The 25174-nt window shown below is 66.9% G+C and carries 18 protein-coding genes and 3 pseudogenes; 9 read left to right on the plus strand and 12 right to left on the minus strand.

From position 1 onward, the window contains the following. Nucleotides 1-519: 519 nt before the first annotated feature. From OG963_RS00515 to OG963_RS00530, 4 genes and pseudogenes are all read right to left on the minus strand, one after another. A pseudogene (locus OG963_RS00515) lies at nt 520-1200 on the minus strand (transposase); the annotation flags it as partial. Between the two features lie 67 nt (nt 1201-1267). Continuing rightward, nucleotides 1268-1999: an IS3 family transposase gene (locus tag OG963_RS00520; protein WP_327425396.1), complete on the minus strand. Its 732-nt coding sequence runs from the start codon at nt 1997-1999 to the stop codon at nt 1268-1270. 195 nt (nt 2000-2194) lie between these two features. Continuing rightward, complete coding sequence (locus OG963_RS00525) at nt 2195-3082, minus strand: transposase (protein WP_327425397.1); 888 nt, start codon at nt 3080-3082, stop codon at nt 2195-2197. A 219-nt stretch (nt 3083-3301) separates the two neighbouring features. After that, nucleotides 3302-3601, minus strand: coding sequence for a transposase (locus OG963_RS00530; protein WP_371798147.1), 300 nt, complete (start codon nt 3599-3601; stop codon nt 3302-3304). 223 nt (nt 3602-3824) lie between these two features. Here OG963_RS00530 and OG963_RS00535 point away from each other — a divergent pair, with 223 nt between their 5' ends. The 3 genes from OG963_RS00535 to OG963_RS00545 all read left to right on the plus strand — a co-directional run bounded on the left by OG963_RS00535 (nt 3825) and on the right by OG963_RS00545 (nt 6339). Further along, complete coding sequence (locus OG963_RS00535) at nt 3825-4364, plus strand: winged helix-turn-helix domain-containing protein (RefSeq protein WP_327419962.1); 540 nt, start codon at nt 3825-3827, stop codon at nt 4362-4364. Further along, the gene (locus OG963_RS00540; RefSeq protein ID WP_327425749.1) at nt 4361-4897 is read left to right on the plus strand and encodes a transposase; all 537 of its coding nucleotides are present in this window, start codon (nt 4361-4363) and stop codon (nt 4895-4897) included. Before OG963_RS00535 ends, OG963_RS00540 begins: the two co-directional genes overlap by 4 nt. Before the next feature lie 230 nt (nt 4898-5127). After that, nucleotides 5128-6339 (plus strand): IS110 family transposase, encoded by a 1212-nt coding sequence (locus OG963_RS00545; protein WP_327425398.1) that lies wholly within the window; start codon nt 5128-5130, stop codon nt 6337-6339. Nucleotides 6340-6663: 324 nt separating this feature from the next. Here OG963_RS00545 and OG963_RS00550 read toward each other — a convergent pair. Then, a pseudogene (locus OG963_RS00550) lies at nt 6664-8046 on the minus strand (IS1380 family transposase). A 902-nt stretch (nt 8047-8948) separates the two neighbouring features. Here OG963_RS00550 and OG963_RS00555 point away from each other — a divergent pair. Then, nucleotides 8949-9773 (plus strand): ATP-binding protein, encoded by an 825-nt coding sequence (locus OG963_RS00555; RefSeq protein WP_327425399.1) that lies wholly within the window; start codon nt 8949-8951, stop codon nt 9771-9773. A 47-nt stretch (nt 9774-9820) separates the two neighbouring features. Beyond that, nucleotides 9821-10228: a hypothetical protein gene (locus OG963_RS00560; RefSeq protein WP_327425400.1), complete on the plus strand. Its 408-nt coding sequence runs from the start codon at nt 9821-9823 to the stop codon at nt 10226-10228. A gap of 186 nt (nt 10229-10414) precedes the next feature. Here OG963_RS00560 and OG963_RS00565 read toward each other — a convergent pair whose 3' ends face one another. The 5 genes from OG963_RS00565 to OG963_RS00585 are packed head-to-tail and all read right to left on the minus strand — an operon-like array spanning nt 10415 to nt 13445. After that, nucleotides 10415-10666 carry a hypothetical protein gene (locus OG963_RS00565; protein WP_327425401.1) on the minus strand — a complete coding sequence of 84 codons (252 nt, stop codon included), beginning with the start codon at nt 10664-10666 and terminating at the stop codon, nt 10415-10417. Then, nucleotides 10663-10893, minus strand: coding sequence for a holin (locus OG963_RS00570; protein WP_327425402.1), 231 nt, complete (start codon nt 10891-10893; stop codon nt 10663-10665). Before OG963_RS00570 ends, OG963_RS00565 begins: the two co-directional genes overlap by 4 nt. Before the next feature lie 12 nt (nt 10894-10905). After that, the gene (locus OG963_RS00575) at nt 10906-11778 is read right to left on the minus strand and encodes a peptidoglycan-binding protein (RefSeq protein WP_327425403.1); all 873 of its coding nucleotides are present in this window, start codon (nt 11776-11778) and stop codon (nt 10906-10908) included. Then, on the minus strand, nt 11778-12119 hold the full coding sequence (locus tag OG963_RS00580) for a hypothetical protein (protein WP_327425404.1): 342 nt from the start codon (nt 12117-12119) through the stop codon (nt 11778-11780). The genes OG963_RS00575 and OG963_RS00580 overlap by 1 nt, the downstream gene beginning before the upstream one ends. A 9-nt stretch (nt 12120-12128) precedes the next feature. Then, nucleotides 12129-13445: a hypothetical protein gene (locus OG963_RS00585; RefSeq protein ID WP_327425405.1), complete on the minus strand. Its 1317-nt coding sequence runs from the start codon at nt 13443-13445 to the stop codon at nt 12129-12131. A gap of 1030 nt (nt 13446-14475) precedes the next feature. Here OG963_RS00585 and OG963_RS00590 point away from each other — a divergent pair. Beyond that, the gene (locus OG963_RS00590; RefSeq protein ID WP_327425406.1) at nt 14476-15150 is read left to right on the plus strand and encodes a DUF6766 family protein; all 675 of its coding nucleotides are present in this window, start codon (nt 14476-14478) and stop codon (nt 15148-15150) included. Nucleotides 15151-15259: 109 nt separating this feature from the next. Here the strand turns inward: OG963_RS00590 and OG963_RS00595 are convergent, their stop codons facing one another. Both OG963_RS00595 and OG963_RS00600 read right to left on the minus strand, forming a co-directional pair. Continuing rightward, entirely contained in the window at nt 15260-15751 is a 492-nt protein-coding gene (locus tag OG963_RS00595; RefSeq protein WP_327425407.1) for a hypothetical protein, read from the minus strand. Then, the gene (locus OG963_RS00600) at nt 15748-18234 is read right to left on the minus strand and encodes a nitrate reductase (protein WP_327425408.1); all 2487 of its coding nucleotides are present in this window, start codon (nt 18232-18234) and stop codon (nt 15748-15750) included. Before OG963_RS00600 ends, OG963_RS00595 begins: the two co-directional genes overlap by 4 nt. Nucleotides 18235-19084: 850 nt before the next feature. Here OG963_RS00600 and OG963_RS00605 point away from each other — a divergent pair. The 3 genes and pseudogenes from OG963_RS00605 (at nt 19085) to OG963_RS00615 (ending at nt 25145) form a co-directional block, all read left to right on the plus strand. Then, nucleotides 19085-22120 (plus strand): FAD-linked oxidase C-terminal domain-containing protein, encoded by a 3036-nt coding sequence (locus OG963_RS00605; RefSeq protein WP_327425753.1) that lies wholly within the window; start codon nt 19085-19087, stop codon nt 22118-22120. Between the two features lie 60 nt (nt 22121-22180). Next, nucleotides 22181-23998 (plus strand): thiamine pyrophosphate-requiring protein, encoded by a 1818-nt coding sequence (locus tag OG963_RS00610; protein ID WP_327425409.1) that lies wholly within the window; start codon nt 22181-22183, stop codon nt 23996-23998. After that, nucleotides 23995-25145: pseudogene (locus OG963_RS00615) on the plus strand (enolase C-terminal domain-like protein). The gene OG963_RS00610 and the pseudogene OG963_RS00615 overlap by 4 nt, the downstream one beginning before the upstream one ends. Nucleotides 25146-25174 lie beyond the last annotated feature (29 nt).

The raw sequence follows: 25174 nt of genomic DNA on the forward strand, positions 1-25174 counted from the left end.
CGTTTCCTTTCGGCTTCCGGCGTTAGCTTCTTGGGCCGTCCTGTTCCCGCTGAGGAGTTAAGCCTTCCTTACGGGCGGCTGACCGGGCCAAAACGGCCCGGACCCCAACGGGGTTTCCACGTTCCGCACGAATGAGATACGACCGGGGTGGGTGCTCCCTTTACCCCGAGGCGGCGGTGCCCACCTGGCCGGAGTGACCTCTACCGGCCAGCGCCTGCCGCTTCTCAACGGCTAGCCATCCACCCCACTCACGCACTCCATCGGCGGGGCTTGGGATCACGAGGCATCATCGGGAGTTCATATACTTCACCCGGCCGGTCTTCCCCTTGCCGGTAACTCCCGGATGGAACGGAAGTCCTTGGGCTTTCCCCTGAGCTTCGCACCACGCCGTTACCGGCATCGCACGCCAAGGGCGGGGACGGGTCTTATGGACACGCACCCGTGACTGCACCTACAGCTTCATCAACTGCCTCTCCAATCGGTCAGTCCACTCAAATTCGTGCAACTTCGTGTCGCACAATCCCCTTCCCAGTGGCCGGGGACAGCGCGGTCCTCGGCCTCGGCGGGCCTCTCGCTGATCAACGCTTCTGGCGTGACGTGCGCCCAGGCCTTCCGCCGTGAACGCGCCCGCGGCGCACGCAGAGCGCGACCGGTCCGAAGACACAGGATGAGCTCGCGTTTCAGCGCCCCGCGGCCCTGGATGTAGAGGGCCTGGTAGATCGCCTCGTGACTGATGCGCATGGATTCATCATCCGGGAAATCGAGCTTGATCCGGTTCGCGATCTGTTCCGGACTCCATGCCTGAACCCACGCACGATCCTTGCGATGCGGCTTGTTCCGCCCCGTCCACGAGCCCGTCACCGGTCCCGCGATCGGCATACCGCCAGATGTGGCGATCTGGCCGGACAGCCTCTCCTGGACGTAGGCGTGCAACCTCGGATTGGCGACCAACTTCGCTGTCTTCGGACGCCGGGCCGCCATATCTGCTTTCCACTGCGCCACCGACGCCCGGTAGTCGAGCTTCCCACTTCTTGTGGCGGCGTTGCGTCGCAGCTCGCGGGAGATCGTGCCTGGATTACGACCGACGTCTCGAGCGATCTCGCGCACTCCCTTGCCCTGGGCCCTGAGCAACGCGATCTCCTCTCGTTCGGAAAACGACGGGTACCTGCCCGAGGGCGGCTTCGAATCGAACGGTCGCATGCCGCCACACTGGCGGCACCAGCGCGTCGCAACAGCCGGCGCCACGCCGATGACGGCGGCAGCCTCCTCAGCGAGAAGGCCCTTGGCGATCTCCGTCCAGAACGCCGCCTCGATATGACGCTGATACTTCGGATGCCCCGGAGACCTCAGCTTCGGACGCAGCGCCCGGTCCGCTGCCTGCTGACGACGCACCATCCAACACCTCCATGCGTACGAGGTGTTGCGACGACCAGTTGAATCCGCCTTGGCAGCCACGGTCCGAGTGGAAGATCACTGGACGGGTGGGATGGCGCTGGCGGCAGGCGGCTGTGAGGGCGTCGGCGACCAGGTCGGTCCGCAGGTGATCGGCGGTTGCCCAGCCGATCACGCGGCGGGAGGCGATGTCGATGTCGCCGCACCAGCGGGTGTCGATCGCCGTGGGATCGGGGGTGAAGTCCCGAAGGACAAGGTCGGGCCGAAAGGCGGCTCGCGGATCAGGGATCGTGGTCAGGTGCCGCCGTCTGCGGTGGCGGCCCTGCAGGCCGGCCGCCCGCATCAGCCGGGCGACCCGGCGGCGGCCGCAGCCGGCACCTTTCCGTTGCAACGCTGCGTGGATGCGCGGGGCTCCGTAAGTGCCGCGCGAGTGCTGGTGGACTGCGGCAATCTGCCCAGTCAGTTCAGCATCGCGGACCGCCCGCGGACCGGGTTTTCCGGTGCGGCGGGCGTAGAAGGCGGTTCGGGAGACCTTCAGCAGTTCACACGCGCGCTTGACGTTGTGGCCGCTCTGCTTCTCCGCCTCGATGAACGGGTGCACCGTCACCGGGTCTCCTTGATGCTCCTATGTCAAGCAGCCAACTCGACTGGCTCCGTCGCAGGTTGGGCGTGCTGAAGCCGTGCGGGCTCGTCGGCAAGTAGGGCACGGAAGACCCGGTCCGAGATGCGGCGTTTGAGTACGCGGAGAGCCTCTTTCGCGGTCTTTCCGGCCGCAATCAGCTTGGCGTAGTAGGCGGCTCCCTCACCTGTTCCACGAACCTGCGTGACCGCGATCATGTGGAGGGTTGTTGATTGTCCGATTGCCGCCTCGGTTGAGTCGAACCCTGACCTTGTTCGAGGACCAGACCGGGATCGGCGCGGTGCCGTTGAAGCGCGCGAACGCGTCCTTCGATTTGAAACGGGCGGCGCCGGCGGTCTCGCCGAGGATTGCTGCGGCCCCGATCGCCCCGCAGCCTGGGACCTCCAGAAGGGCAGGCGCGAGATCGCGCACCAGGCGCCGCAGCCGCCCTTCCAGGGCATTGATCCGCTCAGTGAGCCCTCGACACTCCGCGATCAAGTCGATGGCAATCTCGACGACTACCCCCGCCCGACCAGACAAGGTTGCCTCCAGCGCGTCGAAGACACACAGGCGGCGCAGGCCACGCGAGGGTACGGGCAACTCGGGGTCGATCTCGTGAAGGAACCAGCGAAGCTTGTTGGCCGCGGCTGTCCGCCGGCGGACCAACAGGCGACGGTGGTCGGCTATCAGCTTCGCGTCACGGTACGGGCCGTCCAGGCAGGCCTTCGGCAGGTCAGGCTCTCGCAGGGCGACCCGGGCCACCGCCTCGGCATCGATCGGATCCGACTTCCCGCGCTCACGGGCAGAGCGACGCGCACCGGCCATCAGCCTCGTGTGCACGCGGACGACGGAGTGGCGGGCGGCCAGGAGGTCGACCTCGAAGCGACGGGTAAGGTGCCGGCAGTCCTCCACTGCAACCAGGACGTGGCCGAACTGCTGCATCCACTCGCATCCTTGCTGATGACCAGTGGTGGTTGCGGCGATTGTGAGCTGGGCCAGCCGCCGTCCGAGCGGGTCGACAGCGACCAGGGTGTGGGTCTTCTTGTGAGCGTCGACGCCGACCACGATCATGAAGGTGCCTCCAACAGCGGGCGCGGGGATCCGGTGCCGGGTCCGCCGCGGGGGCACGCCTCAATCGGGCTGAGAGCACGCTCCTATCAAGCCACTCCACGGGGACGCCAGGGCCGGCGGGGCGGCACATCAAGGACAAGCCACCGCGAACGGGGCAGCGAAAAGAGAGCCAACCCCGCCGGTCCTGCCACTCTGACACCACCCGGATGCCGGTGACCCTTACTTTGGCATTGACGCGAAGAAAGCCGTCGCACGCTTGAGGATGTCAACGTCCTCACGAAGCCTGCGGTTCTCGCGCCGCAACGCGGCCAGCTCCTCACGTTCACTGCTGGTCAAGCCATCTCGTTCACCCGCGTCGACCTCGGCTTGGCTGACCCACAGTCGCACCGCCGTCTCGGTGAGATCGAAGTCCTTGGCGATCTGACCGACCGAGCGGTCACCGCGACGGCACAGCTCGACGATCTCGGCCTTGAACTCCGGCGTGAACGAACGCCGAGGCCGAGGCTTCTTCTTCCCCATGCTCTCCATGATGGACATCCTCCCGGGGCCGAAGCCCCTGATCTCCGATGTCCGTCAAAGCGGATCAAGCCCAGTCTCTCCCGGTGTTCGCCCAGCATGTGAGCCTGTGCGGGGACACGCAGCGACCTAATAGGAGGGCTCAGTGGCCCGACATCCGATTACTGAGGTTTTCGGGTTGTCGTCGGGTAGTGACGGTTCATGATCCCTGCGGTATGCCGGTGGTATGCGTTATCCGGAGGGTGGGGGCCTGACTGCTGAGCGTCGGGCGTTTCGTGAGGGGATCCGGCTGAAGGCTGGCGAGCGGTTCGCGGCGGGTGAGAAGACCGCGGTGATCGCGAAGGATCTGCGGGTGAGTGTGCGGTCGGTGGAACGCTGGCGCCGTGCCTGGCGCGAGAGTGGCATGGAGGCCTTGCGTTCCGCAGGCCCGGCCAACTCTCCGACCGTTACCGATTCCCAGTTCGCCGTGCTCGAGGACGAACTCGGCAAGGGCCCGTCGGCGCACGGTTTCGAAGATGAACGTTGGACCCTGGCCCGGGTCCAGACGGTGATCCGCCGGCGTCTGCGAGTGAGTCTGTCGGTGGCGACCGTATGGCGGCTGCTGAAACGGCACGGCTGGTCTTGGCAGGCACCTGCCCGCAGAGCCCTCGAACGCGACGAGCGCGCCGTCGAGCTGTGGAAGAAGGAGGTGTGGCCGCGGGTAAAAGCCTCGCGGCGGCCCATGGTGGCTGGATCGTCTTCGAGGACGAGGCCGGGTTCTCCATGACGCCGCCCCGCGCCCGCACCTGGGGCCGGCGCGGACACACCCCCGTCATCCGGGTGAGAGGCAGATCCCGTCGCCGGACCTCGGTGGCAGCCTTGTGCTGCTACAAACCTGGCGAGAAAAGCCGTCTCGTCCATCGGCCCCGCAACCACCTCCTGCTCAAGGGCGCACGCAAGAGCTTCTCCTGGCAGGACTACCGCGATCTGCTGGTCCGCGCTCACATCCAGCTCGGCGGGCCGATCGTGGTGGTCTGGGACAATCTGAACACCCACCTGGCTGCTGGGCTGAAACGGTACGAGGCCGAAAACGACTGGCTCACCACCATCCGCCTCCCGCCCTATGCACCCGACCTGAACCCCGTCGAGGCCGTCTGGTCACTCGTGCGCAGAGCCACGGCCAACACCGCCTTCGACACACCCGACGACCTCGACCGCACACTTCGCCGCGAGTTACGCAGAATCCAGATCCGGCCCCACCTGATCGACGGCTGCCTCACCGCCACGGGCCTGGCTATCAACCCACCGACCTCACCCTGAAAACCTCCTTACGTTGTTGATGGGTCGATTCCGGTCACTCGTAGGATCGGGAGGCCCAGGGGCACTGGGTGTGGCTGTCAACCTCATGCCGCACATGTGGCTTCTACTGATTGGCCGCCCAGTGCCCCGCGACGACTCGGCCACTGATTGGGATACGCGCGACAAGATCGCTTGGTAAGGACACGCTGGCGAGGTCGTCTGCTGGGACAAGTAGAGGAACGATCTCGGAGGTGACCGTGCCCGAACTGTGGGCCGGAACAGACGCGGGCAAGGCCGAGCACCACTGCACGGTGATCGACACCGACGGCAAGCGCAAGCTGTCACGGCGAGTCGCCAATGACGAGACTGCGTTGCTCGAACTGATCGCCGATGTCCTCGCGCTGAGCGAGGGCGAGGCTGTGACCTGGGCGATCGACCTCAATGCCGGCGGAGCCGCCCTGATGATCGCCCTGCTGACCGACAACGGGCAGAAGGTCCTCTACATCCCCGGCCGCACCGTCCACCACGCCTCCGGCTCCTATCGGGGCGACGGGAAGACCGACGCGAAGGACGCCTTCGTCATCGCAGACCAGGCCCGCATGCGCCGTGATCTGCAGACGATGCACCGCGGCGACGACATCGCCGTGGACCTGCGCATCCTCACATCGCGCCGACTCGACCTGGCGGCCGACCGCACAAGGGCGATCAACCGACTGCGAGCCCAGATGCTGGAGTACTTCCCCGCCCTGGAACGGGCCTTCGACTACAGCACCTCGAAGGCGGCCCTGGTGCTTCTGACCGGCTACCAGACCCCGGCCGCCCTGCGCCGGATCGGCAAGAGCCGCCTTGCTGTCTGGCTGAAGAACCGCAAGGTCCGCAACTATCGGCTAGTTGCGGCCACCGCCGTCCAGGCCGCCGAAGCCCAGCACACCGCCGTCTCCGGAGAGAAGCTGGCCGCCACGGTGGTGGCCAAGCTCGCGAGGGAGGTGATGACCCTCGACGAGGAGATCGCAGACACCGATCTGCTGATCGAGGGCCGGTTTCACGACCACCCGCACGCCGAGGTCGTCCTGAGCATGCCTGGTATTGGCCCCGTCCTGGGCGCCGAGTTCATCGCCCACACCGGTGGCGACATGAGCGTTTTCGGGAGCTCCGACCGCCTCGCCGGTGTCGCGGGCTTGGCGCCTGTCCCCAAGGATTCCGGACGGATCAGCGGCAACATGCGCCGACCACGACGCTACTGCCGGCGTCTGCTGCGGGTCTTTTACATGTCCGCCATGGTCGCCGCCCGCTGCTGCCCTGTCTCCAAGTCGTTCTACGAACGCAAGAGAGCCGAAGGCAAGACTCACAAGCAGGCCGTCATCGCCCTCGCGCGCCGCCGCCTGAACGTTCTCTGGGCCCTGATACGTGACGGCCGAACCTTTCAGATCACCGCGCCACCCAGCCCCGTCCCACTGGGCTGACACCCTCACAACGAGTCATCAACCGGCCTTGACAACCACATTGGGAATCAGTAGCTGTTCGTGGCCCCAGCTGGCCGCACGGCCCCGGTCTTCGGACAGAGCTCCATGGCTCGCGTATTGAGGAGCGGGTGGTCGTACGGACGGCTCGGGTCACGATCATGAATGCCCCGGTGCAGGTGATCGATGCTCACTCGCACGAGTGCACGGCGACGGAGCCCTCTGCCTGTGGACAGGAGTCAGTGCTCCGAGTCTTGAGTAGGAGTCATCCGACGCCGTGCACTGCTATTAGGTCTCGGGCCTTTCGGGCAGGTCGGTCGGGGAGCGTCAGAGGGCTGGTGGTGCATGCACGGTGCTGAAGAGCTGGGTGAAGTCCTGGCTCCAGGGCCAGCGTTCGGGCAGGTGCAGGGTGAGGCGGCGGGCGGAGCGGGCCAGGCGGGCGGGCACGTTGATCAGGTGGTCACGGATGGTGGCGGTGGTCGCTCTTGCGTGGAACGTTCCGGCCAGGGCGCCAGCGGCGCGGGTCAGGTTGTGCGCCAGGGCTGCCAGGGCGAGCCAGGCGGCATTGGCCGGGAAATGGCCGGAGGGCGCGTGGGCGAAGGCGCTGTTCTTGACATCGGCGATCACCTGCTCGACGACAGCGTGCCGGCGGTGATCACGCTCGGCATCCTGCAAGGAGAGCGGGGAGTCGGTGAACGCGGCGTGGTAGCGCCAGGTATCGAAGAGCGTGCCTTGCCCGGCGAGGACGGCGCCGACGCCCAGGCGCTTGACGCGGCGCACGATCAGACGGGCGGTGACCTGCTGTTTCTTCGGCTTGGAAGGCGGTGTACGCCGTCTCGACTATCTCGGCGTCCGAGATCCAGCACTGGCCCTCTTCGTCCCAGATCGCCTTGGGGTACTTGATCGGCGTCCAGGCGTCCTCATCGATACGGGCGATGGCGGCCTTGACGGAAGCGTTCATCCGCACCGTGATGGAGAACCGCGCGCCCGGTGCCCGGCAGGAGTTCACGACATCGGCACCACAGAACGCCGAGTCCGCGCGCATCACCAGCAGGCCACTGGCGCCGCAGGCGCGGGCGGTGCGGATGGTCTCGGCCACGAACGCTGCCGCCCGCGCGCGGAGTTCGACGGTCCCTTACGCAGCCTGGTGGCGGCGATCACCGGGGCGGACAGGGGTGTGGAGACGATGCCGAGCAGCGCGTTCAGGCCCTTGACCTTGCTGTATCCGTAACCGGCGCCCTGCTTGGCGTAGCCGTAGGTGCGGCGGATGGTGTCATCGATGTCCACGTAAGCGACCTGGTCCGCGCCGGGCAGCAGCGGGGTGTGACGAGCCAGTGCGGGCAGGAACCGGCGCGCCACGGCGTGCAGTTGCTTCACATGCCCGTGTGTGAAGGAACGCAGAAAGGCCCCCAGCGTGGACTGGGCCCGCACCCCGGAGAATAGGCGGCCCATCGCGCCATGCCGCAGCCGGTCCATGTCATCGATGCTGTCGGAGCCCGCGACCATGCCGCCCACCAGCGACATCACTTTCGCCGCGGGGAAGGCACCGGTGCCGTCGTTCGAGGCCGGCAGACGAATGTACTCCCCGACCAGTGCGGGCAGACCGCACTGCTCGGCCAACCGCACCACCGGCTCCAGCCCGCCGTACGCGATCAGGTTCGGGTCGTCGAACGCGGATGAGACCGCTGCCGCGGCATGGGAAGATTGCATCTCGGAAGTGCCTTGCCGATCGTGCCTGATGTGGTCCTAGAGAAACCCCATCATCGCAGGTCACAAGGCACTTCCTCGTTTCCGGAGAAACTATCCACAGGCGTCAAGCCGGTGGATCCGGGTCGAATCTGCACCTCAGAAGGCGGTGGTGACCTGCACCACCACCAGGCCCACAGCGCCCGCACAGGGTTCTCCGTCAGACTGCTCGCATGGCATTTGACATGCATCGCCCTTGGTCGCTCCGTGGGCGTCTTGTAGGCGGAGTGGTAGCCCTTGTTGCCGTCGTCGCTGCGGCTCTGAGTGCCGTCACAGCGTTGACTTTCAGCAACTACCTCATGGACCGGCTCGATGACCAACTGCGCGAGGCGGCGACGCGGGCGCACGCGCCGGGCCCCCCGACCGGCGCAGAGGGCAGGCAACTACCAGATGAACAGGCGGATCCGCTTGGATTCGTCATTAGAGGGGGCCAGCCGGTGGGCACCATCGGCGCAACGGTCAAGCCTGACGGATCCGTTTTCGCCGGCGTGATCAGCACTGAAGGGACCGCAAGCAATAGCTCGTGGGGCATCGATTCCAAGGCGCTCTCCCCGGTGGCCCTAGCGTCCCTAGACTCGGTATCGTTGAACGGACAGCCCCAGACGGTGAGGCTTCAAGACGCAGGCTCCTACCGAATGCGGTCGACAGAGACGGCCGCTGGAGCCACCGTCCTTGTGGGCATTCCGACTAAGTCGGTCGACAACGCAATACAGCGCCTGGTCCTGGTGGAGGTCGTTCTCAGCGTTGTGTGCATTGCGGTCGCCGGGATTGCGAGTGCCGGAATGGTCTCTGGCGCCCTGCTCCCCCTGCGTCGCGTGGCAGTGACCGCTGGGCGTGTATCTGCCCTCCCGTTGGAGCGGGGGGACGTGGATCTTGCGGAGCGGGTGCCAGAGTCTCAAGCAGATCCGCGCACAGAAGTTGGGCAGATGGGCGCCGCACTCAATCGGATGCTGGACCATGTTGGTGCGGCGCTGACTGCGCGGCAGGTAAGCGAAATGCGTGTACGGCAGTTCGTTGCCGATGCTAGTCACGAGTTGCGCACTCCGTTGTCGTCAATTCGAGGCTACGCTGAAATGGCCGGTCGCTTTACGCTCGAAGATCAGCCGGAACTGCACCAAGCCCTCAATCGCATTCAGTCTGAGGGGCGCCGCATGGGTGAATTGGTTGATGAACTGCTACTGCTCGCTCGACTCGATGCCGGTCGCCCTCTTGATAGCAGCGAAGTGGATCTGTCTTTGCTGGTAATGGACTGTGTAAATGATGCACGCGCTGCCGGGCCTAACCATAACTGGCACCTGGATCTACCCGAGGAGCCTATAGCCGTATTTGGCGATAACGCGCGATTGCGGCAAGTCTTGGGTAACTTGCTCACAAATGCATGTGTGCATACGCCGCCAGCGACGACCGTGACCACTCGACTTAGCAGCGAAGGGGCAGAAGTAATCTTGGAAGTAATTGACGATGGGCCGGGCATTTCTAGCGATCTCATGCCGCGCGCATTTGGGCGGTTTGTTCGGGGTGATGCATCCCGGGCGCGAAATGCCGGATCTACAGGGTTGGGGCTGGCCATCGTAAAAGCCGTCACAACTGCGCACAGGGGCCACGTTCACGTTGAATCCACGCCCGGGCGAACGACATTTCGCATTCAATTGCCTGCGAGGTCGCACGGTGAAGCCATTGCTACGAATTAGGAATTCGTAGCGCCTTCCCGTGCCCCCGCCTGGCCCTGACCCGGATCATGATCGACAAGGGCGGAGGTCTCGCGGAGATCACTCCCGGAGATGTCTTCGAGTACGCGGCGGAGTTGCGGAAGGCCAGCCTCGGCAGAGGCAGTGGCAGTGGCAGTGGCACGCTCTTCTACTCGTGGCTGCGGGAGCTGGGGAACTTGCCGTCCGACGCTCCGGTGACGCTTCGATTTCTGCACCGGGTCACCGGCCAGCTCAGCTGCGAACAGCTCGTCCACCGCCACGGCGTGGCCTGCGAGCCGATCCGCGAGCTGCTGATCGACTACCTGGAAGAACGCCGGCCCCGTCTGGACTACAGCACGCTGGACAACCTCGCCCGCAACCTGACCCGCAACTGCCGCTGCAACGTTGAGATGGAACTGAAGCGGGTCGTGAGGCACCCCGAGCCTGATACCGACTGACCGGCGCGGGGAGCCTGACTTGGGTGCCTCGCCCGGCGCTGATCGGGCGAGGCGAGTCCGAGTCGCGGCAAGCAGCCAGCTAGCTGGATAAGGACCCCGCCAACGTATCGGCAGGGTCCGACAACGCCGGAAAACGGAAGGCCCCCTCGCCGCCGCACTCGGGAGGGGGCCGGTATCCGGTGGCGGTCACCGCAAGAGCGCGACGATGCCAGTTGCCGCCCCGGCCACGCCGGTCACTGCGGCAATCGCCGGGAGCGGCCAGCGGCCACGCTCCAGAGCGGCAACACGGTCCTGGAGCTCGTCGATGTCCGACTCGGCGACCTCCGTCCGCTGCAACGCCAGGTCGAGCCGGCCGTTGAGCTCGGCGAACCCAGTTCGGATCTCGCCGCGCATCTCAGCCAGTTCGACAGCGACCCGGTCGCCGCTCGCCGGGGTCACGTGCGGGTCCGGACGATCTCCGTGACCCCCGGTCCCTCACCGCCCCCGGACGTGGCGAGACCGGTGAGGACCGCCAGGAGCGCGGCGCTCCCGGCGAGCGAGAACCCCTGACCCCAGTCGACGTCGAGGACACCAACGGTCTCCAGGCCGAGGGCCGCGACGAGGGTCTGCGCGGCGGTGCGTACAGTGCGCTCCGCAGTGGCGCGCCAGAAGGCAAGAGTGATCATCTTTCGGGCCTTTCAGGAGAACAGGATGTGCCAGGTGAGCGGGCCGGGGTAGCCGTCGGCATCGCCGGCCAGCTGCTTGTTGGAGCGCTGGAAGTCGGCAAGGTTCAGCCGATCGGCCTCGCCCCACGACTTCGACGGCCCCACCCGGTAGTGCTTGCCGAAGCCGCGGCGGACCAGCTGCTGGCCGAGCAGCAGAATCGAGCCGTTCGACTGGCCGGCGCCGAACGCGCCCCGGCCGGGGAAGGGCGGCCGTGCGGGCGGCTTCTGCGCGGGCGGCTTCGGCTTGTCCGGCCTGGCTCCGAGGCGGCTGTCAATGCCGTCACGCATCTCGCCCATGTCGAAGCCGTGGGGGTCGATCTTGCCGGGCTGCCACTCCTTGTGGCCGATCACCGAAGCTGCCTTCCACCCGTGGTGGCGGCAGATCGCGGCGGCGGCCTTCTCGATCGCTTCGAGCTGGCAGCCCGGCCAAGGGTCTTTGCCGTCGCCGAGGTTCTCGCACTCGAAGCCGTAGAAGTGCCTGTTCCCGTCGGTGTTCGCCTCGTTGTCCGACGGCAGCTGCTTCTCCGCGACGACCGCCTGGAGCACGTCGTCATCGCCGAGGCCCGCATGATTGGTCCGGCCGTAGCCGATCAGGTGAATCCGGCCGTCCTTCGCGATCATGCCGTGACACAGGGGCCCCGGCAGGTCCGCGTACCCGTTGCGGACGATCCCGACCGTGGCCGCGGTGCCCTTGGTCACGGTGTGATGGATCATCACACCGTTCACCGGACCCCACGCACCCTTGCTGTTCCGGTTGTGCGTACGCCAGTTGCCCTCTTCGACAACGGTGAGACCTTCGGCGAGCAGCGCGGCAAGCAGCTCGCTTGCGCTCATCGGGTTCGCCATCAGTGATCCTCCTCCGGGGGCTCCTCCGTCTGCGGGGCCTCGTAGCCCGCGAGTCGGGCGGCGCTCGCTTCAGGCAGACCGGCCGCAAGCAGGGCCTCGTAGTCCTCGGTCTGTCGAGCCCGGTCCGCCGCCTTGAGTTCGGCAACGTGCGCGTCGTTGGCCTCCTGCCACTGCTGGAGGCGCTGCTCGTATTCCTCCTCTGTGAGGAGCTGTCCGCCTTCCGGCACCTTGACCTCGTCGCCGGTGGCTTCGATGCGGGCGAGTGTCCCGTCTTCGTGTAGGACCCAGTACGTGCGCGGCTCTCCGGCCGGTTGCTCATCGAGCACAGATGCGTCAGCCATGGGGGCTCCTTAGAGGACTACGGGGAGGCTGATGATCAAGCAACGGATGTTGATCTGGATGCGGTTGTAGGTCGCTCCGCCAGACCCGCGGCCGAGGGTGACGTCGAACGGGATGACCTCAGAAGCGCCCGGCCCCAAGGGGACGGCGTTGTGGAACTGCTTCACGGTCTGGGTGTGAATGTCCGTGCTCGTGCTCGACCCGGAGTTGCGGAAGTAGAACATCTCGTCGCTGCCGTTGCCGTACGCGGCACCAGCACCGGCAGGGAGGTTGAAGTCGACGTCCGCCTCGCGGATCACGACGAACAGCGCCTCATGGCACGGGTCGGGGTTCGTGATCGTCGTCTCGAAGTTGGCGCCGGGCTGGTCGAATCCCGCTGGCACCGTGAGGTTGTTGTAGTACCGCTCTTCGAAGAACGAGACGTAGCGGACGATCCCGCCGCGCTGCTCCGACCGCAGCCGACCCGCGCTGTCGGCGTACACAAGGCCAGCGTTGTCGTCGAGGTCGCACGCGTACGGCCACGCGCTGACGGCGGCCGCGACGGGGTCGCCGACAACGCCGGTACCAGTCAGGCCAGGGCCGACCTCGAGCCCGGCGGCAGCCGGGACGACCAGGCCGTCCGGACCGCACTGGAGCTGATTGCCCGGGTCAGGGTCGAGGACCGGCGCGGCCCCCGCCGCCTCATCCAGGTGCTGCCCATTTTCGCGTTCTGGCGCACATTCCGTGAAGCGTGAACCGTGGGTGACTGGTGGGAGAACGCTCTGGCCGTCGGACAGTCGTCGGTGCCTGACTAGCAGAAGAACTGGGCCTGAGATTGCCGGTCGCTGGCATGACAGTCTGTCTAGATCCCCGCGTACTGTGCACCTGTCGGACAGCCCCGGTACTGGCTGGAGGAACGGATGTATCTGGTCCCGCTGCTGCTGGGCCCCGGGCTGATACTGCTCGGCCTTGCGCTGGCGACGGACCACCGCGGTATCGCTCAACGGGCCGTGGATACGTACCTCAACCCTGCCCACGCCGACCCCAGCCTCCTGCGGAACTTCAGCCGACTGGGATTCGAGCATCCAGGGATGGACTTCCTCCGGTACGCCCCACTCCAGCGGCGGCTCGTGCGGATCTGGGGTGGGTTTCTCTCCGTCTTCGGACTCGCGTTCCTGGCCGCAGGCGGCGTACTCCTGGTTCGCGCCTGACCGCCGCTGTGCCAGCTTCGGAATCAGCGTGGCAGACCCCAGCGCGTTCCTTGACGGGTTCTGACTCTCCGTAACCGCTCCACGGAACGTGTGCCAGGACCCCAACTCGTGAACAAAGCCATCCTCGACTTCTTCCATGTCGCCATCGAAGAGCATCAAGCAGTGCGAGGTCTGAGCGGACTCCGCCTCATCGAGGATGAAGGGGGACAGGGCGATTGATCGGTCACGACGTGATGGTAGAGGTCGGCTCAGACAGTTGACGTGACTGCTGTGACGAGAGCTCCGTGCGGCCGGTCATGCGGCGTCAGTGTCGGGTTCGATGCCTACCCACGGATGTTCCCCTACGCCGAGCAGGGCACGCTGCGGATGCTGTGGATCAGCGGCACCAACCGGCCGTGTCCCTGCCGGAACTGACCCGCGTGCGCTCCATCATGTCCCAAGAACACTGTTCACGGGGTCCAGGACCTGTTCCTCGTCATCCCTGGCGGATCAGTGCGCGGCGTCCGTCGCGGTGCATCGCAAGGCGGAGGAGCGTCCTCACACTGAGCATATTCGTACGTTCCGACGCGGCGGGGCCTATCAGCGGGAAGGAAGCAATGTGACAGGCTCTCGGTGGCGTGCGGGACTGCTGATCGCTCCCCTGCTCGGGCTGGGGCTCGGCGGGTGTGGCAGCGCCGGCGAGCGCAGTTCGGACGCGTCCTTTGCTGCGTCCGGATTTGAGCGGGCAGCGGGGTCAGACAGCGGTGCCGCTATATGTGCGGCTCTGGCCCCGGAAACGCGCAGCGAATTGGAAGAATCCGCGAAGGCGGGGTGCGCTGACGCTATCGCGGCCGAGAAGCTCCCCTCGGGGGGCCGCGTCCTGACGGTGGATGTCTACGGCCGACAAGCACGGGTCGTTCTGACGTCGGACACGCTGTTCCTGTCGCAGTTTTCCGATGGCTGGAAGGTTGTTGCCGCCGGCTGTCAGCTCCAGACCGGCCGACCGTACCAGTGCGCCGTCAAGGGAGGGTGAAACGCAATGCGGGCCATGTTCGTGCTGTGTCTGACCCTCGTGCTGGGAGGCCTTGCCTATTTCATTGCGCTGGGGATGATGCACCGGTGACCGTTCGACCCCCGCTCCGCATCCACATTCCAACGCCCGCCGCAGCCCCGCAGGCAGGAGAGAGCCATGCGCCGCTTCGTACGTGACAACGGGCTGAGCCTGGGCTTCGGCATCGCGTTCCTCTTCGCCCTCGCAGGACAGGCGGTCGCCGGGCATGCGGAATTCAACCATCAGCTGGCAACTGACGGCTTCGCGCAGATCAGCTTCGGAAATTACCTGATGTCCTCGGACTTCGCCGTCGATGTGACGGAGAACTGGCAGTCGGAATACCTGCAGTTCTTCCTGTACATCGTCGCGACCGTCTGGCTGCTGCAACGCGGATCCCCTGAGTCCAAGGCACTGAGCAAGGCGGGCACCGAGTCGGATCAAGAACAGCGGGCAGGTGAACATGCCAGTCACGATTCACCGCGCTGGGCCGGTATCGGCGGCGCCCGCCAAGCGCTGTTCTCGCGCTCACTGGGCCTGGTCATGGGCGGACTGTTCCTGCTGTCGTGGCTGGCGCAGTCAGTCTCCGGAGTCGCCGCGTACAACGAACAGCAACTACGCCAGCTTCGGGCCCCCATCGACTGGGGAAGCTATCTCGCCTCCGCCGACTTCTGGAGCCGCAGCCTGCAGAACTGGCAGTCCGAGCTCCTCGCAGTAGCCTCCATGGCCATCCTCTCCGTCTACCTACGCCAGCGCGGCTCCCCGGAATCCAAACCCGTCGGCACCCCCCACACCTCAACCGGGGTCGAGGGATAACCTCGACTCTCCACGGCGTCGGGGTCCGACCGGGCGAACGCCCGCGATCCGGCTCAAGGGGTGCCGCCATCAGTAGGGCCTGCTTGTGGGACCGGGACGAGCGCCAGGCCTACAGGCTCGTCAGGATCTGGGGCGACAGGTTCTTGATCATGGTGTTGGTCCAGCGCATCTGGCGGAGCGTCTGGGGGTGGCAGGAGGATGCGAGGCTGAGCAGCCCAGTGTTCTTGGTGGCCTGCGCGGCCTGGGCGAGCATCTCCCAGTGCAGCGAGTTGTGCGTCGCGGCCAAATGGAGGTCACGCAGGTCCCGCAGGAGCAGCAGACCCGGTTCGGGGCGGCCGCCTACCGCCTCTGGCGCCTTCCGCCGGGGCGTGCCGAGTACGCCTTCGAAGCAGGTGTCGGACGGCCCGCTGAGGTGCAAGCCTTGGTCGGCCGCCGCTGCGGTGAGGAGCCGGACATGTTCACGTGACCAGGCAGCGACGTCGGTGGCGATGCGGGAGACCTCGTGTTCCGTGCGGTGGCGTTCCGACACGGCTACGAGTTCTTCAGCGAGGTCGCGTTCACCGCGGTACAGGGTGCGCAGGACGCTTTCGATGCCGTTCAACGGTTGTCTCCCGGAGGGTCCCATGTGGTGTCCGGAGCCTGTGACACTTGCGCTCGCGGTCCCCCGAGGGTGGCCGGGACGCTTGCAGGGTCCATCGGGGCGGACGCGGTGTTGGTGGGTGCAGGGGCCCGTTTCCCGTTGCCGCGTTCGATGAGGATGAGGGCGGCTGCGGCTGTCTTGAACAGTGGCTGCTTGGAGGCAGGGTCCCAGGCGGTGATCGTCGTCTCGTTCGCCGCCCGGCCCGGCGTGGTCTCGTCCGGACCGGAACCGGCGGGCGTGTCCCAGTAGCCGTAATGGAACGGCACGAACAGCAGTCCTGGCCGAAGCCCTGTGAGGCGCAGTCGGGCGCGAAGCGCGCCGCGGGGTGAACGGACCTCGACCAGGTCGCCCTCGGAAAGGTCCTGTGCGGCGGCGTCCGCTTCGCTGATCTCGACCCACACATCCGGAGCCGCTTCGTTCAGCTGGGGTGAGCGTCCCGTCTTGGTGCGGGTGTGGAAGTGGTAGACGGTGCGGCCCGTCGTCAGCTGGAAGGGGTACTCCTCGTTGGGGATCTCGTAGGGTGGCAGGTAGCTGACCGCCTTGATCATGGCCTTGCCGTCCGGGTTCACGTGGCGGTACTCCACCTCGCCGTCCGCGGCCCCCGTCACCAGGTCCTTGCCGTAGTTCTCGCACACATCGGGGTGTGCCCAGCTGATGCCGGCGGTGTAGAGCCGCTCGGTACCGTCCGGCGCCTGCTCGTTGACCGGCCATTGAATGCCGCTACCGTCGCGCAGCTTTGCATAGGTGAGGCCGGTGTAGTCACAAGGACGGCCGGCGCTGCATCGCTTCCACGCCTCGAACGCGGACTCCGGGTCGTTCCAGGAGACTAGCGGTCTGCCGTCCTTGTCACGGAAGTCCATCCGGGCGGCGTAGTCGAGGAAGATGTTGAGGTCCGGTTTCGCCTCTCCTGGCGGTTCGACGGCCTTGGCGGACAGATGCACGGTGCGGTCGGCGTTGGTGAGGGTGCCCGTCTTCTCGCCCCAGGTGGCGGCAGCCAGCACCACGTCGGCGAACTGTGCCGTCTCGGTCAGGAACAGATCCTGTACGACGACGAAGAGCCTTTCCTGGGCAAGGATGGAACGGACGCGGGCGAGTTCGGGCAACGAGACGGCCGGGTTGGTGCCGCTGACCCACAGCATCCGGATCGAGCCCTGCTCGGCGTAGCGGAACATCTGCATGGCGTGGGTGGGTGGCGCGTAGTGCGGGATGGAGCTTGGCTCCACGTTCCACACCTTGGCCAGGTCGGCCACATGTGCGTCGTTCTGCCAGTTGCGGAACCCGGGCAGGTCACCGTTGGCACCGCACTCCCGGGTGTTCTGGGCGGTGGGCTGCCCGTTCATCTGAAGCACGCCGGCGCCCGGCCGCCCGAGCATGCCCCGAATCAGGTGCAGGTTGTTGACCTGGACGGCGGCCGCCGTGGCCTGGTGGGACTGGTAAACGCCCTGCAGCACGGTGGACAGTAACCGGTCGGCGGTCCCGAGGAGTTCGGCTGCCTCACCGATCAGTACCGCCGGGACATCGCAGATGCTGGCCGCCCAGGCGGGGGTGCAGTCCTTGACGCGGTCGGCGAGCTGCTCGTATCCGACCGTGTGGGCCTGGATGTACGCGTGGTCGACGCGGTCCGTTCGGATGATCTCGTGCAGCAGGGCGTTGAGCAGGGCGACATTGGTGCCGATGCGCGGGGCGAGGTGCACCGTCGCCCTGCGCGCCACCTGGGTAGGACGCGGGTCCACACAGATCAGCCGGGGCGGTTCGGTGCCCTCCAGCCGGTCCAGGATCCGCATCCACTGCACGGGCTGGGTCTCGGCGACGTTGTGGCCGAACAGGGCGATCACGTCGGCGTGGTCGATGTCATCGTAACTGCCGGGCTGCCCGTCACAACCGAAAGACTCCTTGAGCGCCTCCGCGGCGGTTGAGGTGCACAACCGGGTGTTGCCGTCAAGGTGGTTGGTGCCGATACCCGCCCGGGCCAGCACCGCCAGGGTGTAGTACTCCTCCAGGAACAGCTGCCCTGAGGTGTAGAAACCGATAGACCCGGGCCCGCGATCCTTCAGCAGCTTCTGGGAGCGGGTGACGACGCGGCCCATCGCGGTCTCCCAGTCGCTCTCCACCAGCCGCCCGCCCTCACGCACGAGCGGCCGGGTCAGCCGGTCGGGCGAGGCATTGGCCTGCCAGCCGAACAGGTCCTTGGGACCCAGCCTGCCGCGGTTGACCCGGTCGGTCGCCCGCCCCCGCACACCGACCATGCGACCATCCATGACGGCGATGTCCATGGCATCCCCGTCGGAATGGAGGATCGAGGCGGCCTGCACCCACTCCTGCACCATGCCGGATTCCACACCGTTGGCAAGGAAGGTATCCACCCGAGCCGGCCAGCGTGCATGACGCCCATGTGGGACACGGCTGCCCCACGGATCACGGATCCGGTCCACCGAGGACTCCATCACTGTTTCCTGTCTGCAGATCTGATGACGCGTGCTCGGGTGCCGATGGGTGAAGCCTGGTGTGCAACTGGCCGCTCAGCCCTCCACGTCGGCATCATCATGGTTAGCCCGGGCTGGTTCGGGCTCCGTTGACCCGCCGCACGGGACCATACGGCGACGTATACGCGGAGGCGAAGTCTGGAGGGGTTTGACCGCTGGCTGGTTCATCTCGCCGACACCAAAGCCCGGGGATGTGACGTCACGCCCGTGCAGACGGAGCCGAGGCCGGCCCCGTGCGACCGTGAAATGCAACAGTCGGTCGCGCAAAGGCGGCCGTCGCAACTCGCACGACGGGTTTTCCGCGAGGACGGCACGGGCCCACCTGCGGCGCACCTAGAACCCTTCCCAGCGCCGCGACGTCGACAATCCGCGCCGCTTGCTTCGTCCAGAACCCGCTGCCCGTCCGGAGGGCAACCCCCGTCGCAGGAGACTGATGGGGTACGCAGCCATGGAAACACAGATGCCGGCCGTGAGGACATTGGGGCGCTGACTAGCCCAGTGTCACGCTGATGGCGGCCCTGCCGAAGAAACAGATCGGTCCTGTGCAGCGCCGCTGCTCGGCAGCGGCGGAGAGGCTTGACCTCTCCTTTGCTTGAGATGAGCGTTTCCACCCCGATTCAGCGGTGAGGCGGCGTCCAGGATGCCCATGACGGATCCATGCGGTTGTGTACCTGTATAAGCCTTTAACCGCGAAGGCCGATGAAGGTCATCCTGCGTCCCGGTGGAGCGCGTGAGAGGGAGACGATCGGTGGAGCCTGAGTCGGTGTCGAAGAACAGCGGAGCGGTCACCGAATTCGGGGGTGGCACGACGGTGGAGGCGGCTGAGCTGGAGAAGGTCTTGCGTGCCCGGGTGCGCGGTGAGGTTCGCTTCGACGCGGGCAGCCGGGGCGCTTATTCCACCGACGGTTCTAACTACCGGCAGGTTCCGATCGGTGTGGTCGTGCCGCGTGACGTGGACGCGGGAGCCGAAGCGGTCGCGGTGTGCGCCCGGTTCGGTGTTCCCGTGCTGTCGCGGGGCGGCGGGACCAGCCTCGCGGGCCAGTGCACCAACGCGGCGGTCGTCATCGATTGGACGAAGTACTGCAACCGCCTGGTGTCGGTCGACGTGGAGCGGCGTACGTGTGTGGTGGAGCCGGGGATTGTGTTGGACGAGCTCAACCGGCAGCTGTCCGCCTACCAGCTGAAGTTCGGCCCCAAGCCCTCGACCCACAGCCACTGCTCGCTGGGCGGCATGATTGGCAACAATTCCTGCGGTGCATCCGCGCAGGCGTACGGCAAGACCGTGGACAATGTGCGGCGCCTGGAGATCGTGACCTACAACGGGACACGCTGCTGGGTCGGCCCTACCCCGGACGAGGAATTCGAGGAGATCGTCGGAGCCGGGGGGCGGCGGGCCGATCTGTACCAGGGGTTGCGGGACATCATCAGCCGTCACATGGGTGACGTGCGGTTGGGTTACCCCGACATTCCCAGGCGAGTTTCCGGCTACAACCTTGACTCGCTGCTGCCCGAGAAGGGCTTCGACGTAGCGCGTGCGCTCGTCGGGAGTGAGGGCACGCTGGTGACGGTGCTGAGGGCCGAGCTCGACCTGGTGCCGGTGCCGCCGTACGAGGCCATGGTTGTGCTCGGATACAGCGACATTTGCGTCGCCGCGGATGACGTGCCGCGACTGCTGGAACACGGAGACCCCGAGCTGCTGGAGGCCATCGATGGGCGGATGGCGCAGCTCATGCGGGAGGAGAACTCCCACCTCGACTCGCTGGACCTGTTCCCCGTCGGTGAGAGCTGGCTACTGGTGCAGTTCAGCGGCGACAGCCAGGAGGCCGCCGACGCCCAGGTACGCGAAGTCCTCGAGGCTCTCGGCAAGGGGGAGAATGACCCGGACGTGGCGGTCTCCGATGATCCGAAGCGTGAACAGCAGATGCTCCGTGCGCGGGAGGCCGGGCTGGGCGTCACTGCGCGACCGCCGGACGGCAGGGAGACCTGGGAAGGGTGGGAGGACTCGGCCGTCCCCCCGGACCGGCTCGGAGACTACTTGCGCGATCTGCGCGGGCTCTTCTCCGAGTTCGGCTACGACGCCGCCTCGCTCTACGGTCACTTCGGCCAGGGCTGCGTGCACACCCGTATCCCGTTCGAACTGAAGACGGCCGACGGTGTGGCGGTGTTCCGCGCGTTCCTGTTCCGCGCCGCCGACCTGGTCACCTCCTACGGCGGGTCCTTGTCGGGGGAACACGGCGATGGGCAGGCCCGCGGCGAGCTGCTGACCCGGATGTTCGGGGAGACGCTGGTCACCGCGTTCGGTGAGGTGAAGGCGCTGTTCGACCCGGACAACCGGATGAACCCGGGGAAGATTGTCTCCCCCTATCGCACCGACGAGAACCTTCGCCTAGGCGCTCGGTGGCGTCCCCGGGGTGACCGGACCGAGTTCGGCTATCCCGAGGACGACGGCTCCTTCGTCCGGGCAGTCATGCGTTGCGTCGGCATCGGTAACTGCCGCAGCGACGAAGGAGGAGTCATGTGCCCCTCCTACCGGGCGACGGGCGAGGAGGAACACTCCACCCGCGGCCGGTCCCGTCTGCTGTTCGAGATGCTCGGTGGCCATGCCGACTCCCCCGTGGCCGACGGATGGCGCTCCACCGAGGTCAAGGACGCCCTTGACCTGTGTCTGTCCTGCAAGGGCTGCAAGTCGGACTGCCCGGTCGGCGTGGACATGGCCACGTACAAGGCGGAGTTCCTCTCCCACCACTACGCCGGGCGGCTGCGTCCGGCGACCCACTACTCGATGGGCTGGCTCCCGCTGTGGGCCCGGCTGTCGCGCCTGGCGCCCCGCCTGGTGAATGCCGCGCTCAGCGCACCCGGGGTCGCCCGGGTGGGCAAGTTCGTGGCCGGGGTGGCCGGCGAACGCGAGGCGCCCGCCTTCGCCGAGGAATCCTTCGTCCAGTGGTGGATGGCGCGCGGCGCTCCCGAGCCCGATCCTGCCGATCCGTGGACCGTCGTGCTGTGGCCCGATACGTTCTCCACGTACTTCCATCCCGCGATCGCGAAGGCCGCGGTGCGCGTGCTGGAAGACGCGGGGTTTCAGGTCGCCGTTCCGGTGCGGGCTGTGTGCTGCGGACTCACCTGGATCTCCACCGGGCAGCTGGCCACCGCGAAGAAGGTTCTGCGTCGCACCCTGGATGTGCTGCGGCCCTGGATTGAGGCGGGGACCCCTGTGGTCGGTCTGGAACCCTCGTGTACCGCCGTCTTCCGCAGCGACGCCCCCGAACTGATGCCGCATGACCAGGACGTCCAGCGGCTGTCCGCGCAGTTCCGGACCTTTGCTGAATTGCTCCTCAACGACGCTCCGGACGGCTGGCGGCCGCCGCGGCTCGCCCGGGCCGCGGTCGTCCAAACCCACTGCCATCAGCACGCGGTGATGAAATACGACGCTGATCGCGAACTGCTGCGCCGTGCCGGCGTTGACGCCGATGTGCTGGATGAGGGTTGCTGCGGCCTCGCCGGAAACTTCGGCTTCGAACGCGGGCACCACAAGCTGTCTATGACGATCGCAGAGCAGGGCGTGCTGCCAGCCGTGCGGGATGCGCCCGACGGGTCGCTCGTTCTGGCGGACGGCTTCAGCTGCCGCACCCAGATCGAGCAGGGCGGTACCGGCCGGCGGGCAATGCACCTGGCCGAGGCCCTCGCCCTCGGACTCGATGGACTCCCGCCCGCCGACCATCCGGAGAAGGCGCTCGACCGACCTGCGGCCGTGATCCGGGACGCCCGGCTGGTCGTGGCGGGCGCGGTCACGGTCGCTGGGGCTGCGGCCGTAGCGGGTTATGCACTGCTGCGCCGGGCCCTGCACTGAGCGAACTCGGCCAACCGCGCGGGACCCGGTCCTGCACCTGAGGAAGGGAGCACGAAGCCGATGAAGGTGTCCGACTACGTACTGCAACGGCTGCGCGAGTGGGAGGTGGACCATGTCTTCGCCTACGCCGGCGACGGCATCAACGGCCTGCTCGCCGCATGGGGGCGCGCCGAGAACCAACCGGTGTTCGTCCAGGCCCGGCACGAGGAGATGGCCGCGTTCGAAGCCGTCGGCTATGCGAAGTTCTCCGGGAAAATCGGGGTCTGCGCGGCAACTTCGGGACCCGGGGCCATCCACCTGCTCAACGGGCTGTACGACGCCAAACTCGACCACGTTCCCGTGGTGGCGATTGTCGGGCAGACCAATCGCAGCGCCATGGGCGGCTCCTACCAGCAGGAAGTCGACCTGCTGAGCCTGTACAAGGACGTGGCCTCCGACTTCTGCGAAATGGTCACCGTCCCCGAACAGCTGCCCAACGTCATCGACCGGGCCATGCGCACCGCCTACGGCAGGCGGACGGTAACCGCCGTCATCATTCCCGCCGATGTGCAGGAACTCGACTACTCTCCGCCCACTCACGCCTTCAAGATGGTGCCCTCCAGCCTCGGCATGACCGTCGCCGTGCCCGTGCCGGCGGACGAGGACCTCGCCCGCGCCGCCGAGGTGCTGAACGCGGGCGAGAAGGTCGCCCTCTTGATCGGGCAGGGCGCACGCGGCGCCCGGGCCGAGGTCGAGGCTGTGGCAGACCTCCTCGGCGCCGGTGTCGCCAAGGCACTGCTCGGCAAGGACGTCCTCCCCGACAACCTGCCGTACGTCACCGGGGCGATCGGACTACTGGGCACCCGCCCCTCCTACGAGATGATGACGGACTGCGACACGCTCCTCGTCGTGGGTTCGAGTTTCCCCTATACGCAGTTCTTGCCGGAGTTCGATCAGGCCCGCGCGGTGCAGATCGACATCGATCCGCACTACCTTGGGATGCGCTACCCGTTCGAGGTCAACCTGGCGGGCGACGCACAGGCGACGCTGGTGGCCCTGCTGCCGCGGCTGGAGCGGAAGAAGCACGGCGCCTGGCGTAAGAAGATCGAGGAGGACACCACCCGCTGGTGGGACGTCATGGAGCGGCGCGCCGCCGTGGAGGCCGACCCGATCAACCCCGAGTACGTGGTGCACAGTCTCGACGCGCTGCTGCCGGACGACGTGATCCTGGCCGCCGACTCAGGCTCCGCCGCCAACTGGTACGCCCGCCACCTGCGCATCCGCGGCACGATGCGCGGCTCCCTGTCCGGCACCCTCGCCACAATGGGTCCCGGCGTGCCCTACGTCATCGGCGCCAAGTTCGCTCACCCCGGCCGTCCGGCCCTCGCGATCGTCGGGGACGGCGCCATGCAGATGAATGGTATGGCCGAGCTGATCACCGCCGCCAAGTACTGGCATGAATGGCAGGATCCGCGGCTGATCGTGGCCGTACTGAACAACCAGGACCTCAACCAGGTCACCTGGGAGATGCGTGCCATGTCCGGTGCCCCTCAGTTCCTGCCCTCTCAGGCCATTCCGGACGTTCCCTATGCCGACTTCGCGCAATCCATCGGACTCGGTGGTGTCCGGGTGGAGAAGCCGGACCAGGTCGAAGCGGCATGGCGGCAGGCCCTCACGGCCGACCGGCCCTTCCTGATCGACTTCCGCACCGACCCGGCCGTGCCGCCCATCCCGCCACACGCCACTCGGGAACAGGCAGAAGCCGTGGCGTCCGCAATCGTTAAGGGGGACAGTGACCGCGGTGACGTGATCAAACAGGGGTTCAAAGCGAAGGTGCAGGAATTCCTGCCCGGACGCCGGCGCCGGGCGAAGGGCCCCGGCACGCGGGGACAGCAATGACATTTGAGGACGCCGCACCGTCCGGATCTGCGACCGGCGCATCGAAGGAGGGGCCGGTGGTGGATGCTGTCGACGTAGCCGCGTACACCGTCCCCACCGATGCGCCGGAGGGTGACGGCACTTTGTCCTGGACCTCCACCACCCTGGTGCTCGTACGGGTTCGTTCCGGCGTGACCACGGGCCTTGGCTACACCTACGGTGCGGCTGCCACCACGCAGGTCGTCGGCCAGCTGCTGGCCGACGTGGTCGCCGGTCGGAGCGTGTGGGACGTACCGGCGGCCAACGAGGCGATGAGCCGAGCGGTTCGCAACGTCGGCCGCCCTGGTCTCGTCGCCGGGGCGATCTCGGCCGTCGACATCGCCCTGTGGGACCTCAAAGCCCGCCTGCTCGGGCTGCCTCTGGTGCGGTTGCTGGGAGCGAGCCGCAACGAGGTCCCCGTCTACGGCAGCGGTGGTTTCACGCCGTACGACGAAGCCCAGCAAGACCGGCAGCTGCGCGGCTGGTGGAAGGGCAAGGCATCCCCAGGGTCAAGATCAAGATCGGTGAGTCCTGGGGGCAGGCCGAATACCGCGACCGGGAACGGGTTGAACGGGCGCGCCGCAGCATCGGATCACGGACGGAGCTGTACGTCGACGCCAATGGTGGCTACACCCGGAAGCAGGCCGTCCGGGTCGCCCGGTTCCTCACCGATCAGGACGTCACCTGGTTCGAGGAGCCCGTCTCCTCCGACGATCTGACGGGACTGGCGCAGGTCCGGGCCGCAGTATCCGCCGACGTAGCGGCCGGCGAGTACGGTTATTCGCTGCCGTATTTCCGGCATCTGCTCGACGCTAAGGCCGTGGACTGCCCACAGGCTGACGCGACCCGGTGCGGGGGCATCACCGTCTGGCTGCGTGTCGCAGCCCTCGCCGAAGCGGCGGGGCTGGAAGTCTCGGGCCATTGCGCCCCCCACGTCCACGCACACGTCGCCGCCGCCGTGCCCAACCTCCGCCACCTGGAGTGGTTCCACGACCACGTGCGCATCGAACAACTCCTGTTCGAGGGCGTACTGGACCCGGCGGGCGGAGCGATCCAACCTGGGGCCTCTGGCGCGCCGGGCCTGGGCCTCACTTTCCGGACGGAAGCCGCCGAGCGCTACCGCGTTTGATGCCCTGCAAACCGCCGCCCTACAGGAAC

Source organism: Streptomyces sp. NBC_01707 (genome assembly GCF_041438805.1).
Classification (GTDB): domain Bacteria; phylum Actinomycetota; class Actinomycetes; order Streptomycetales; family Streptomycetaceae; genus Streptomyces.

Bases quoted from the DNA above. Each gene is read 5' to 3' on its own strand.
- OG963_RS00525 (WP_327425397.1), bottom strand. From the start codon at position 3,082: ATGATCGTGGTCGGCGTCGACGCTCACAAGAAGACCCACACCCTGGTC.
- OG963_RS00530 (WP_371798147.1), bottom strand. From the start codon at position 3,601: ATGGGGAAGAAGAAGCCTCGGCCTCGGCGTTCGTTCACGCCGGAGTTC.
- OG963_RS00535 (WP_327419962.1), top strand. From the start codon at position 3,825: ATGCGTTATCCGGAGGGTGGGGGCCTGACTGCTGAGCGTCGGGCGTTT.
- OG963_RS00540 (WP_327425749.1), top strand. From the start codon at position 4,361: ATGACGCCGCCCCGCGCCCGCACCTGGGGCCGGCGCGGACACACCCCC.
- OG963_RS00560 (WP_327425400.1), top strand. From the start codon at position 9,821: ATGATCGACAAGGGCGGAGGTCTCGCGGAGATCACTCCCGGAGATGTC.
- OG963_RS00570 (WP_327425402.1), bottom strand. From the start codon at position 10,893: ATGATCACTCTTGCCTTCTGGCGCGCCACTGCGGAGCGCACTGTACGC.
- OG963_RS00575 (WP_327425403.1), bottom strand. From the start codon at position 11,778: ATGGCGAACCCGATGAGCGCAAGCGAGCTGCTTGCCGCGCTGCTCGCC.
- OG963_RS00580 (WP_327425404.1), bottom strand. From the start codon at position 12,119: ATGGCTGACGCATCTGTGCTCGATGAGCAACCGGCCGGAGAGCCGCGC.
- OG963_RS00585 (WP_327425405.1), bottom strand. From the start codon at position 13,445: ATGGAAGAAGTCGAGGATGGCTTTGTTCACGAGTTGGGGTCCTGGCAC.
- OG963_RS00590 (WP_327425406.1), top strand. From the start codon at position 14,476: ATGCGCCGCTTCGTACGTGACAACGGGCTGAGCCTGGGCTTCGGCATC.
- OG963_RS00600 (WP_327425408.1), bottom strand. From the start codon at position 18,234: ATGGAGTCCTCGGTGGACCGGATCCGTGATCCGTGGGGCAGCCGTGTC.
- OG963_RS00610 (WP_327425409.1), top strand. From the start codon at position 22,181: ATGAAGGTGTCCGACTACGTACTGCAACGGCTGCGCGAGTGGGAGGTG.